This is a genomic window from Variovorax sp. V35 (genome assembly GCF_041154465.1).
Classification (GTDB): domain Bacteria; phylum Pseudomonadota; class Gammaproteobacteria; order Burkholderiales; family Burkholderiaceae_C; genus Variovorax; species Variovorax boronicumulans.
This window is the reverse complement of sequence record NZ_AP028666.1, coordinates 4,572,648-4,584,683: the sequence shown is the minus strand read 5'-3', so window position 1 is coordinate 4,584,683 and position 12,036 is coordinate 4,572,648. Positions and strand designations below refer to the sequence as shown.

General features: G+C 66.8%; 15 protein-coding genes. 14 read left to right on the top strand and 1 reads right to left on the bottom strand.

Annotation, left to right across the window (positions count from 1 at the left end):
* Positions 1 to 103 precede the first annotated feature (103 nt).
* Positions 104 to 901: an IclR family transcriptional regulator gene (locus ACAM42_RS21210; RefSeq protein WP_240531139.1), complete on the bottom strand. Its 798-nt coding sequence runs from the start codon at positions 899 to 901 to the stop codon at positions 104 to 106.
* A 109-nt stretch (positions 902 to 1,010) separates the two neighbouring features.
* Between ACAM42_RS21210 and ACAM42_RS21205 the strand changes: the two genes are divergently transcribed.
* The 14 genes from ACAM42_RS21205 to ACAM42_RS21140 all read left to right on the top strand — a co-directional run bounded on the left by ACAM42_RS21205 (position 1,011) and on the right by ACAM42_RS21140 (position 12,032).
* Complete coding sequence (locus ACAM42_RS21205; protein ID WP_369629281.1) at positions 1,011 to 2,168, top strand: acyl-CoA dehydrogenase family protein; 1,158 nt, start codon at positions 1,011 to 1,013, stop codon at positions 2,166 to 2,168.
* Positions 2,165 to 3,304, top strand: coding sequence for an acyl-CoA dehydrogenase family protein (locus tag ACAM42_RS21200; RefSeq protein WP_369629280.1), 1,140 nt, complete (start codon positions 2,165 to 2,167; stop codon positions 3,302 to 3,304). The genes ACAM42_RS21205 and ACAM42_RS21200 overlap by 4 nt, the downstream gene beginning before the upstream one ends.
* Positions 3,305 to 3,338: 34 nt before the next feature.
* A complete protein-coding gene (locus ACAM42_RS21195; RefSeq protein WP_369629279.1) occupies positions 3,339 to 4,307 on the top strand; it encodes a Bug family tripartite tricarboxylate transporter substrate binding protein in 969 nt (322 codons plus the stop codon).
* Positions 4,307 to 5,524 (top strand): CaiB/BaiF CoA-transferase family protein, encoded by a 1,218-nt coding sequence (locus tag ACAM42_RS21190; protein WP_139702496.1) that lies wholly within the window; start codon positions 4,307 to 4,309, stop codon positions 5,522 to 5,524. Before ACAM42_RS21195 ends, ACAM42_RS21190 begins: the two co-directional genes overlap by 1 nt.
* Before the next feature lie 210 nt (positions 5,525 to 5,734).
* The gene (locus tag ACAM42_RS21185) at positions 5,735 to 5,881 is read left to right on the top strand and encodes a hypothetical protein (protein WP_167395048.1); all 147 of its coding nucleotides are present in this window, start codon (positions 5,735 to 5,737) and stop codon (positions 5,879 to 5,881) included.
* A gap of 16 nt (positions 5,882 to 5,897) precedes the next feature.
* Positions 5,898 to 6,482: a prepilin peptidase gene (locus tag ACAM42_RS21180; RefSeq protein WP_062474146.1), complete on the top strand. Its 585-nt coding sequence runs from the start codon at positions 5,898 to 5,900 to the stop codon at positions 6,480 to 6,482.
* A gap of 33 nt (positions 6,483 to 6,515) precedes the next feature.
* Entirely contained in the window at positions 6,516 to 7,355 is an 840-nt protein-coding gene (cpaB, locus tag ACAM42_RS21175) for a Flp pilus assembly protein CpaB (RefSeq protein WP_062474148.1), read from the top strand.
* A gap of 23 nt (positions 7,356 to 7,378) precedes the next feature.
* Positions 7,379 to 8,914, top strand: a complete 1,536-nt coding sequence (locus ACAM42_RS21170) for a type II and III secretion system protein family protein (protein ID WP_369629278.1) — start codon at positions 7,379 to 7,381, stop codon at positions 8,912 to 8,914.
* A gap of 11 nt (positions 8,915 to 8,925) precedes the next feature.
* The gene (locus ACAM42_RS21165) at positions 8,926 to 9,222 is read left to right on the top strand and encodes a hypothetical protein (RefSeq protein ID WP_062474152.1); all 297 of its coding nucleotides are present in this window, start codon (positions 8,926 to 8,928) and stop codon (positions 9,220 to 9,222) included.
* A gap of 125 nt (positions 9,223 to 9,347) precedes the next feature.
* The gene (locus ACAM42_RS21160; RefSeq protein ID WP_139702492.1) at positions 9,348 to 9,563 is read left to right on the top strand and encodes a Flp family type IVb pilin; all 216 of its coding nucleotides are present in this window, start codon (positions 9,348 to 9,350) and stop codon (positions 9,561 to 9,563) included.
* A gap of 103 nt (positions 9,564 to 9,666) precedes the next feature.
* The gene (locus ACAM42_RS21155) at positions 9,667 to 9,843 is read left to right on the top strand and encodes a Flp family type IVb pilin (RefSeq protein WP_369629277.1); all 177 of its coding nucleotides are present in this window, start codon (positions 9,667 to 9,669) and stop codon (positions 9,841 to 9,843) included.
* Between the two features lie 46 nt (positions 9,844 to 9,889).
* Complete coding sequence (locus tag ACAM42_RS21150) at positions 9,890 to 11,119, top strand: pilus assembly protein TadG-related protein (RefSeq protein WP_369629276.1); 1,230 nt, start codon at positions 9,890 to 9,892, stop codon at positions 11,117 to 11,119.
* Between the two features lie 8 nt (positions 11,120 to 11,127).
* Positions 11,128 to 11,586 (top strand): TadE/TadG family type IV pilus assembly protein, encoded by a 459-nt coding sequence (locus tag ACAM42_RS21145; RefSeq protein WP_369629275.1) that lies wholly within the window; start codon positions 11,128 to 11,130, stop codon positions 11,584 to 11,586.
* On the top strand, positions 11,583 to 12,032 hold the full coding sequence (locus ACAM42_RS21140; protein ID WP_369629274.1) for a TadE/TadG family type IV pilus assembly protein: 450 nt from the start codon (positions 11,583 to 11,585) through the stop codon (positions 12,030 to 12,032). The genes ACAM42_RS21145 and ACAM42_RS21140 overlap by 4 nt, the downstream gene beginning before the upstream one ends.
* Positions 12,033 to 12,036 lie beyond the last annotated feature (4 nt).

The following is a 12,036-nucleotide window of genomic DNA, read 5'->3' as shown; positions in this document are numbered from 1 at the left end:
TCACTTTGCCCGTTTGGGATTGCCGCTGCCAATACGGTCACCTCCCCACACGCAGCCAGACGCCGTCCCGGTACGGATCACGAATCCCGCAATCCGTAACCCCTCACCGCAACCCCGACTGCCGATCCGCCGCCTCCACCAGCTGCATCAACCCCGGCCCGATGGTGTCCAGCAGCTGCGCCTTCTTCCAGCGGAACCCCGGCACCGCGCAGTTGAACAGCAGCCGGCGCGGCCCGTAGCGGATGCGTGCGGCGGCGCCTGCGGCGAGCACGCCGAAGCCTGAATCGCCCAGGTTGATGGCGAAGCCGCGCTTGCCGTAGTGCGCCACGCTCTCGCGCACGCCTTCGAGGCAACGCGCGTGCTCGTCGGGCCGCTCGTGCTTCACGCGGGCCAGGAACTCCTGGCGCTCACCCGCAGGCAGCTGCGCGAGCCATGCACGCCCCATGGCGGTTTCGACGATGCCGCGCACGGCGCCCACGCCGGGGCGCTTGAGGGTGCCGCCCTCGTGGGCGCAGGTTTCCAGGTAGACCACGTCGAGGTCGCTGGTCACGCCGACCGACACCGCGCCCTCGACGCGGTCGGCCAGCTGCTGCATGGCCGGGCGCAGCAGGGCCAGCATCGGCGTGTTGATGACGTAGGGGTAGCACAGCGCCACGGCGGCGGGGCCGATGAAGTAGCGGTCCAGGCGTTCGTCGTGGTCCAGGAAACCCATGGTGAGCAGGGTGCGGCACAGGCGCGAGACGGTGGGGCGCGACAGGCCGAGCTTGGCCGCGAACTCGCTGTTGGCGTGCGCGCGCGGGTCGCCGACAAAGGTCTGCAGGATGAGCAGGCCCTTGGCCAGGGTGCCGGCGATGTACGGGTCTTCGTCCCGCACCCGGCGCAGGTCGTCGGAATGCTTCATGGGCTGGCGGCGATTCTGGACAGGGCGGGGCATGGGAGTGAATTGCAGTTTCAATGATTGAAATTCAGTGCCGGCAATTGTGGACCTGCTTCCTACAGTCGCGGCCACCATGATCCGAGACACCCCCCACTTCGAGGCCCTGCGGGCCGACATCCGCGCCTTCGTTCGCGAACGCTGGCATCCGCTGGAAGACCAGGTCAGCCGCGACAACGACATCCCGCCCGACGTGGTCGACGAGCTGCAGCGCAAGGGCTACTTCGGCTGGAGCATTCCCGAGGCGTACGGCGGCCTGGGCCTCACGACCGAGGAGCTGGTGCTGTGCGCCATGGAGCTGTCGCAGTCGTCGGTGGCGCTGCGTGCCCGCGTGGGCACCAACACGGGCATCGGCTCCGAAGCGCTGGTGGCCGACGGCACCGAGGCGCAGAAGCAGCGCTGGCTGCCGCGCATGGCCACAGGCGAACTCACCGGCTGCCTGGCGCTCACGGAGCCCGAGGCGGGCTCGGAGGCGAGCAACGTGCAGACCACCGCGCGCCGCGAGGGCGACCACTACGTGCTCAACGGCAGCAAGCGCTTCATCACCAACGCACCGGTGGCCGATGTGTTCACCGTTATCGCCCGCACCGAAGACGGCTCGAAGGGCAGCAAGGGCGTGTCGGCGTTCCTGGTCGAGCGCGGGCCGGGCCTGACGACCGGCGAGCCCTACCGCATGATGGGCCAGGCCGGCTCCTTCGTGTCGGACGTGCATTTCGACGAATGCCGCGTGCACGCCGACCAGCTCATCGGCGGGCGCGAGGGCATGGGCTTCCAGACGGTGATGAAGGTGCTCAACAAGCAGCGCCTGCACCTGGCGGCGCTGTGCACGGGCCCGGCGATCCGCATGCTGGACCTGGCCATGGCGCACACGAGTGGCCGCAACCAGTTCGGCCAGGCCGTGGCTGACTTCCAGCTGGTGCAGGCCATGATCGCCGACAGCCGCACCGAGATCTACGCGGCGCGTTCGATGATCCTCGAGGCGGCGCGTGCGCGCGATCGCGGCGAGGACGTGGCCATGTCGGCCTCGATGTGCAAGTACTTCGCGTCCGAGATGTGCGGCCGCGTGGCCGACCGCGCGGTGCAGATGTTCGGCGGCTCGGGCTACGTGGCCGACTTCAGCCCCATCGAGCGCTACTACCGCGACGTGCGCCTGTTCCGCCTGTACGAGGGCACGAGCCAGATCCACCAGCTCAACATCGCCAAGCTGGCGCTGCGCGAGGCGGGTGCGCGATGAACGTGCGCACCGACCTCGTGGCACGGGTGCGCGACTTGGTCGAGCGGCATTGCATCCCGCTCGAATCGAATGCCCACGTGCACGACCCGCGGGCGATGGACGCGGCGCTGTCGCAGCTGCGCCCGGTCGCGCGCGAGCTGGGCCTGTACCTGCCGCAGATGCCAGTGGAGGAGGGCGGGCTGGGCCTGTCGTGGGTCGAGCGCGCGGCGGTGTTCGAGGAGGCCGGTCGCAGCTACCTGGGCCCGGCCGCGCTGAACTGCGCCGCGCCCGACCAGCCCAACATGATCAGCCTGCTGCGCCAGGGCACGCCCGCGCAACAGCAGCGCTACCTGCGGCCCTTGGCCGAGGGCCGCATCCGCTCGTGCTTCGCGATGACCGAGCCGGCGCCCGGCGCGGGCTCCGACCCGTCGATGCTGCGCACCACCGCGCGGCGCGAGGGTGATGGCTGGGTCATCGACGGCCACAAGCGGTTCATCACCGGCGCGGTGGGCGCGGCCTTCTGCATCGTGCTGGCGCAGACCGGCGAAGGACCGACGCAGTTCATCGTGGACATGGACCACCCGGGCCTTTCGCTGGTGCGCGCCATCCGCGCCGTCGACCCCTTCGCCGTCGGCGGCCATGGCGAGCTGCGCTTCACCGCCTGCCGCGTGGACGCCGACGCGGTGCTGGGCGAGGTGGGCTCGGGCTTCGTGGCGGCGCAGCAGCGGCTGGAGCCCGCGCGGCTGTCGCACTGCTTGCGGCTCATGGGCCGTGCGCGGCGCGCGCTCGAGATCGCGCAGGCCTACGTGGGCGAGCGCACGTCGTTCGGCGATCGGCTGGCCGACCTGCAGCAGGTCCAGGCGATGGTGGCCGACTGCCACATCGACCTGCACGCCAGCCGGCTCATGAGCCTGGACTGCGCGCGCTGCATGGACGCGGGCCTGTCGGTGAAGACCGAGTCGGCGATGACGAAGGTCTTCGTGTCCGAAGCCCTGAACCGCGTGGCCGACCGCGCGGCGCAGATGTGCGGCGCGCTGGGCATGTCGGAAGACGCGCCCATCGCCCTCATCGTGCGCGAGCTGCGGCCCTTCCGCATCTACGACGGCGCCTCCGAGCTGCACCGCGCCACGCTCGGGCGCCGCTTCCTCACGCACTGACACGCTGAACACACAGAGAAACTGCAGACAGACGATGACGTCCTTGATCAAGAAAATGTCGCACCTGACCGCCGGCCTTGCATTCGGCCTGGCCGGCTCGCTGGCCCTGGCTGCCTTCCCCGACCGCCCCGTGAAGCTGGTCGTGCCTTTCCCCGCCGGCGGCAGCACCGACCTGGTGGCGCGCGAGGTGGCGCTGGCGCTGGGCCATGCGCTGGGCCAGCCGGTCATCGTGGAGAACAAGCCCGGCGCCGGCAGCCTCATCGGCTCGGAGCTCGTGGCCAAGTCGGCGCCCGACGGCTACACGCTGCTCATGGCGGGCCTGACCAACATCTTCCTGCCCTACGTGCACAAGGGCCTCACCTGGAACCCGGTGGACGACTTCGTGCCCGTGGGCCTGGTGGCCGACCTGCCCAACGTGATCGCGGTCAACGCGAAGACGCCGTACCAGAAGCTGCCCGAGCTCATCGCCGCCGACAAGGCCAGGCCGGGGCAACTCGCCTTCGGCTCCGCCGGCCCGAGCACGCCGTCGCACCTGGTGTGCGAAATGATCAACCACCAGGCCGGCATCAAGATGCAGCACGTGCCCTACAAGGGGAATGCACCGGCGGTGAACGACCTGATCGCCGGCCACATCCCGGTGATGTGCAACAACCTCGGCGGCACGCTGCCCTACATGAGCAGCGGGCAGATCCGCATCCTGGCGCAGACCGGCCGCACGCGCTCGCCCTCGGCGCCCGACGTGCCCACCTTCGCCGAGCTGGGCCTGCAGGGCTTCGACAGCGGCCTGTGGGTGGGCATCGTCGCGCCCAAGGGCACGCCCGATGCGGTGACGCGTCCGCTGCGCGCGGCACTGGCCAAGGCCTTGCCCGCGGTGAAGGACAAGCTGGCCAAGCTGGGCGCGGCCGCGCTCGACCCGTCGCTGCCCGCCTACGGCCAGCGCATTGCCGCCGACCGCAAGCTGTGGGACCCCGTGCTCAAGCGCGTCGACCTGAAGGGCAACTGATGGGCCAGCCTGCCGACCACGCGCCCCTGCACGGGGTGCGCATTCTCGACATGGCGACCGTGCTCGCCGCGCCGTTCTCGGCCACGCTGTGCGGCGACATGGGCGCCGACGTCGTCAAGCTCGAGCTGCCGGGTGGCGGCGATCCGCTGCGCGGGCTCACGCCGGTGCACGAGGGCCACCCGCTGTTCTGGAAGACCGCGAACCGCGGCAAGAAGGGCATCTCGCTGGACGTGCGCAAGCCCGAGGGCCGCGCGCTGTTCCTGCGGCTCATCGCCGGCTTCGACGTGCTGGTGGAAAACTTCCGCACCGGCACGCTGGACGGCTGGGGCCTGGACATCGCCACGCTGCACACGGCCAACCCGCGCCTCATCGTGCTGCGCCTCACGGGTTTCGGCCAGACCGGCCCGTATGCGCGCCGGCCGGGCTTTGCGCGCATCTTCGAAGCGATGAGCGGGTTCACGCACCTGACCGGCGAGCCCGATGGTCCGCCGCAGCACATGAACTACCCGCTGGGCGATGTGGTGGCGGGCCTGTTCGGCGCTTTCGCCATCAGCACCGCGCTGGCCGAGCGCAATGCGTTGCCGCGCGATCGGCAGCGGGGCGCCGAGATCGACCTGTCGGCCACCGAGGCGATGTCGCGCCTGCTCGATCCGCTGGCGGCCGAGCACCGCATCGGCGGGGTCGTGCGCGAGCGCACGGGCTCGCGCGCCACCTACACCGCGCCGTCCAACGTGTTCCGCGCGCTCGACGGCGTGTGGTTCACGCTGGTGGGCACGGGTGGGCCGATCTTCGCGCGCATCTGCCGTGCCATCAACCGCGACGACCTGCTCACCGACGCACGCTTTGCCGACAACGCCGCGCGCATCCGCCACCTCGAGGCGCTGGACCGCATCATTGCCGACTGGTGCGGCAGTCTTCCATTCGCGGAACTGGCCGTGCGGCTGGACCGCGAAGACGTGCCCTACAGCAAGGTGTATTCGATCGCCGACCTGCGGGCCGATCCGCACATGCAGGCACGCGGTGCCTTCATCGACGTGCCCGACGAGCAGTTCGGCACCGTGCCCGCACCGGCGCCGGTGCCGCGCTTCGTGGGGCGCGAAGGCGTGCGCCCGGCCGCCACGGGGCCGCGCACGGGGCAGCACAACGCCGAGGTGTATGGCGAACTGGGCCTGGGCGAGGCGCAGCTCGAGGCACTGCGCGACGCGCAGGTGATCTGAAGCGCGCCTGCGCTTTCGCCTGCCCTGCGGGGTAGGCGTTTTGTCATGCCTGTCCCCGTGCCGTCGCGGGACACCTGACTCCCCCAGAAAAGGGCGCTCCGCTCATGTGCGAAGGCGGTGCGATTCCTACAGTCATCCCCATGCCGAACGCTTCTTCCCACACCGGGAAGGCCAGCGGTTTCGGCCGGCCACGACCACCGGGGACACCGCATGGAACCGCTCGAAGTTCTGCCGAGAACCGCCCTGAGCCTGCTGCGCGAAGACGCCGGCATGTCGTTCATGGAGGTTGCGCTGATCGGTGCGCTGGTGATGGTCGTGGCCATTTTGCTGGTGCTCGCCCTGCGGCGCAGTGCCTGAACACGGGGAGCCCGCCATGCAGGAATTCAACGCTGTTCTCGAACTGCTCGCGATGCTGGCGACCGACATCCGCATGCTGGCGCTCTTCGCGCTGCTCGGCGTGGCGGCTGTCAGCGACTGGCGCTCTTATCGCATTCCCAACTGGCTGACCTTCGGCGGCGCGTGCTTCGCCCTTATCTACGGAACGATGGCGGCACGCACGCCGGCGTCGGGCGCGGCGAGTGCATTCGGTGGCCTGGCCGTGGGCTTCGCCGCGATGCTGCCGTTCTATGCGCTCGGGATCATGGGCGCCGGCGACGTCAAGCTGATGGCGATGACCGGGGCCTTCCTGGGGCCCCAGCAGACGCTGATGGCCTTGCTCTTCACTTTCATCGCGGGCGGCGTCGCGGCGCTGGCCTTCGCGATCCATCGCCGCCGCCTGGTCCACATGCTTGGCAACGTCAAGGCCACAGCGCAGGGCATGGTCATTTCCACCATCGCAGGCATGCGGCCCGACGGGCGCCTGCAGGCGAGCCAGTCCGTTGGCAAGTTGCCCTACGGCGTCTGCATCGCGGCGGGCACGGTGGTCCAAGTGCTGGCGCACCAGCTGGGCTTTGTCTAGCTCCTACATGTTTCACCCCTGGCGGAGGTTCGTATGAAGAACATCAAGGCGATCGGGCTGATCTTTCTGGCCCTGCTGTTCGGGCTGGCGGCTGCGGTCTACGCGACCGGCTGGATCTCCCGACAAAGTGGCATCGCGTCCAACAAGGTCGTGGTGGCCGCCGTCGACATCGACCTGGGCAGCCGCGTCAACGCGCAGATGCTGTCCACGGTCGACTGGCCCAGCGGCTCGGTGCCGAACGGCTCCTTCAGCGACATCAAGGCGCTGAACGACCGCGTGGTGAAGGTCGGCGTGCTGCGCGGCGAAGCGCTCATGGAGGGCAAGCTGGCGCCGGTGGGCACGCAGGGCGGGCTGTCGGCAGTGATCGCCAGCGGCAAGCGGGCCATGACGGTGCGCGTCAACGACGTCGTCGGCGTGGCGGGCTTCGCGCTGCCGGGCAACTACGTCGACGTGATGGTCAACGCCCAGCAGGACAAAGGGCGTGGCGAAGACGCGCTGCAGATCAGCAAGACCGTGCTCGAGAAGGTGCTGGTGCTGGCGGTGGCCCAGGAGGCCAACCGCGACGACACCAAGCCGAAGGTCGTGAGCGCGGTGACGCTCGAGCTTTCGCTCGAAGACTCCGAGAAGCTCGACCTGGCACGCAGCGTGGGCACCCTGTCCCTCGTGCTGCGCAACCAGATGGACAAGACCACGGTCGCCACCCTGGGCATCACCAAGGGGCAGCTGTTCGGCGAGAAGAAGGACATCGTGCCGGTCTCCACCGCGGCGGCTCCGGCCCACCCGCGGGTGCGGCTGGCAGGTCCCGCCACGCCGCGAGCCACCGAATGCGTGGAGGTGATCCAGAGCGCCGCCCGTTCGGTCACCTGTTTCTGATCGTCCATCAGGAGGAACACCAAGTGCGCCCACTCACAACAACCATCGCCCGTCTGCTGGCGACCCTCGCGACAGTGGCGACCCCCGCCATGGCCGCGGAGGTCGTGGCAGCCGCCCCGGCCACGGCCGTCGCCATGCCTGCGCCTGCTGCAACCGCTGCAGCAGCAACTGTTGCGGCAGCACCCGCAGCCCCGGCCAGCCGGCGCTGCACCGCCATCATTCCGGACTCCGAGCCGACCTATGCCGTGCTCGGCAAGTCGGTGGTCATTCCGTTGAAGGCGCGCGTGGTGCGCATCGTGTTCGGCGGACAGCCGCAGGGCCGGGCGGCTGCGCCAGCAGCGCCGGCGCAGCCCGGGGCAGCGATGCCAGCGCCCAATGCGAACGTGGGCGACGGCGTAGCTGACATCGAGGTCACGCTGCTGAGTCCGACCGACCTGTTCTTCCGCGGCCGCCAGGCCGGCTCGATGAACGTGGTGCTGCAAAGTGCCGACGGCACCTGCTACATCAAGGATGTGGTCGTTACCGTCGACCCCGGGGCGCTGCAGTCCAAGCTGGCGGAGCTGATGCCGGAAGAGAGCCGCATCCGGGTGCGCAGCGCAGAAAAATCCATCGTGCTCACCGGCGAGATCAGCGACGCGCTCAAGCTCGATGACGTGATGAGTCTGGCCTCGGCCTACGGCGCCGACGGCAAGAAGGTGGTGAACCTGCTGCGTGTCACTGCGCCACAGCAGGTCATGCTCGAAGTGAAGATCGCCGAGATCAGCAAGAACTTGCTGGACCGCCTTGGCGCACGCGTCGGGCTGGCCCGCTCCGGCAACGGTGGTCTCAACAGCTATTCGCTGATCTCCAATTTCCTGAGCGGCGGTGGCGGCCTGATCGAGGCGTTGAGGATCGGTCGCACGTCGATCTCCATCGACGGCCAGAAGGACGACGGCCTGGTGCGCATCCTGGCGGAGCCCAACATCATGGCCATCAGCGGCCAGCAGGCGAGCTTCCTGTCGGGCGGCAAGATCTTCATTCCGGTGGCGCAGAGCTCCTCCAGCGGCAGTGGCACGAACATCACGCTGGAAGAAAAGGAGTTCGGCATCGGGGTCAAGTTCACCCCCACCGTGCTCAACGGCGGCCGCGTCAACCTCAAGATGGTCTCGGAGGTGTCGGACCTGTCGCAAACCGGCTCGCCTTTCACCACCATCGGCGGCGTGACCGCCGTGCTGCCATCGCTCACGGTGCGCCGTGCCGACACCACCGTGCAACTCAACGACGGGCAGAGCTTCGTCATCGCGGGGCTCATCAAGAGCAACGTCACGGAGTCCATCAAGCGCTATCCCGGATTGGGCGAAGTGCCGGTGATGGGGGCGTTGTTCCGCAGCACGGAGTTCCAGAACGACCAGACCGAGCTGATGTTCGTGATCACGCCCCGCCTGGTCCGGCCGCTGGCCGAGTCGCCTCGCCTGCCGACCGACAACCACGTCGTTCCCAGCCGTGCGGAGGTTTATCTGAACGGCAGCCTCGAAAGCGCCACCCCGGCACCGGCCGCACCGGCCACCAATACCCAGTGAGGAGCATCACCATGTTCATCAAGTCGACGACTCTCGCATTGACGCTGCTCCTGGGCACCGGATGCTCCCACGTCACTCCCAACTACGACGCGCGCTTCGGCGACGCGGTGCGCGACGCGAAAAGGAAGATGACGATCAATCCCGATGCCGGCAAGGACGGCAATCCGGTGGCGGGCATGGACGGCCGGGCGGCACGGGAGTCGATGGTGCAGTACCAGAAGTCCTACAAGGCGCCGCCGCCGGCGGTGAACGTCATCAACATCGGTGGCGGGATTGGTGGTGGAGACAACGGCGGCGGGGGTCGTTAGGCGGCCCTCGAACGATTCTTGAATTCCATTCAGAAAGGAGTTGCCACGCAAAGATAGAAGTCAATCAACCCAAGAACCAACGCAAGATTTTTCTGTTTTCTTACTGCAATTCAAAGGTGAAAAAAATGAACCAACTTTTTGTCCGTGCCGGCAACTTCATGTCCTCGTTCGTCAAGGAAGAGGATGGTGCGCAAGTGATCGAGTACGCGCTCATCATCGCAGTCGTGTCGATCGCCCTCGTCATTGCACTGCAGGGCCTGACCACCGGAGGTTATTTCACAACCTTCATCAACCGCGTGGCCGCTTGCCTCCAGGGCAACATGGCCGTCTGCAACCCTTAAGCCCGGCAATCGCATCTATTGGAACGATGGCTATGGCGGTGGCGGTGGCGGGGCCGGCTTGTCCGTTGCCCGCCGCCGCCCAGTACAAAGCGAGGTACTCATCATGTTCAAGTCATTCTTGCGGGATGAGAGCGGCGCCCAAGTGATGGAGTACGCGCTGGTCATTGCTGTGATCTCGATCCTGCTGGCCATCGAGTTGCGGCCATTGGTGACGGACACCGGCCTCAGCAATGTTGTCGATCTCGTCCGCACCTGCCTTGGCGGCGTGACATGTGGCTGAAGCACAGAGATTTTTCGAACCGCCACCCACACTCAGGAAGCCGATCATGAAAGTCCACACTTCCGGCCACAGCCAAGGCGGCGCGGTAATCGTCACCGTCGCTCTGGTCCTGTTGTTCCTCCTCGGGTTCATGGGCATCGCACTGGACTTCGGTCGCCTCTTCATTGTGAAAACGGAGTTGCAAACCGCCATGGACAGTTGTGCCCTGTCTGCAGCGCAGGAGCTCGACGGCGCCAGCGATGCGTTGACGCGTGCCACCAGCGCAGGAAAGACCGCGGCCGATCTCAACAAGATCAATTTTCAAGGTGGGGCGACCGGCATCGCCCAGACCGATATCGTGTTCAGCGACTCGCTGATCGGCACCTACAGCCATACCTTTACGCCCGTCGCGAATGCCAGGTACGCCAAGTGCCTGCATACGAAGTCGGGCATCGCGCCTTGGATCCTCAATGCCCTGGGCGCGTTCAGCGGAAGTGCTACTTATGGGGCATCGCACAGCGTGGCCGCAGTCGCCGTTGCCACCAGGGCTCCGTCCCAGTCCAACTGCCTCATTCCAGTCGGTATCTGCCAAAAATCCACCGCCCCCGGCTGGGGGTTCACGCGGGGGGAATGGGTCGAGGGCGTGACCAATGACAACGACGATGTGGAGTCCGGTCAGTTTCACTGGGTGGATTTCACCGGCAGCGGCGGCGGGGCGCGCGAGATCAAGGATCTCCTGACCAGCAGTGGGCAATGCGGTCTTCCCGGTATGGATACAAACATCGGCAAGGCGGGCAAGACCAATGGAGCGGTTGCCGCGTGGAATACCCGCTTCGGCATCTATCAGGGCAGCCTCAACGCCGCGACTGCCGTTCCCGATCAGACCGGGTACGCCTGGTATGCCGACAGCGCTGCCGCCGTGAAGCCAGGCAGGTATGACGACGCCGGCTCGAACGGATTTGCTGCCAAGCGCAATTCATTCGCGCCTTACGAAGGGGACAACAAGAACCCCGACACCAAGAACCTCAAGACTCAGGGAAATTTCAATGCCACCGACTACACCAAGGGTGCCAATCGACGTGTGGTCACGACTGCGGTGGTCGACTGCCCATCGATCACGCTCAAGGGTTTCGGCTGCATGCTGATGCTGCATCCGCTGGAAAAGAATGCGAGCGGCAAGAAGTCGAAGATGTGGCTCGAGTTCATTGGCGATGCGACGCTCGCCGGCAGTCCATGCGCCACCGCGGGTTTGGCCGGCGGCACAAACGGGCCCAGGGTCCCGACGCTCGTTCAGTAGGAGCTGGCATGAAAAAGAAACAGAACGGCGTGGCATTGGTCGAGTTCGCCCTGATTCTTCCATTGCTGCTCATCCTGACGTTCATCACGACCGAATTCGGGCGGGCGCTGTACCAGTACAACACCATCGCGAAATCGCTGCGCGACGCCTCTCGCTATCTGTCCACCCAGGACCCGTCGATCGCAACCACGGATCCCTCCAAGATCACGACGGCCAGGAACCTGGTGGTCTATGGCAACCCGGCCGGTGACGGCTCGCCATTGGTCCTGGGCCTCACCACTTCTCACGTCCCCACCCCGACCTGGCAATTCAAGGGCAGCGGCCCGGCCATCAATACCGTGACCATCAAGGTCACGGGATACAAGTTCCGCCCGCTGCTTACCGGCGCGTTCGGGCTTGGTTTTGGTGATGCGAACGGAGAAATTCCCTTCGGGGATATCAGCGCCACCATGCGAGGTCAATCATGAATCGAACAAGACAGATGGGTGCGACCGCGGTGGAGTTCGCGCTGGTCCTGATGTTCTTCCTGACCTTCCTGCTGGGCATCATGGATTTCGTGCGCATGTTGTGGACGTGGAATGCAGCCGCCGAAGCGACGCGCTGGGGTGCTCGCGCGGCCGTCGTGTGCGACCGAAACGCCACGGTCGTGCTTTCCAACATGCAGAAATTCCTGCCCCAATTGACGGCAGCCAATGTCAGTGTCGACTGGTACGACGCGGCAGGCAGCATCAGCGCGACCTGTACTTCCGCCAATTGCAGCGGCGTGAACGTCCGCATCGTCGATCTCGACTACCGATGGATTTCACCCATCGGATTCGGAACTCGTTCCCCGATCCCGATGCCGGGTTTTTCCACCTACCTGCCGCGCGAAATCATGGGGCAGGACCCGAACAGCAACGCCGTCTGCTCCTAGCAAC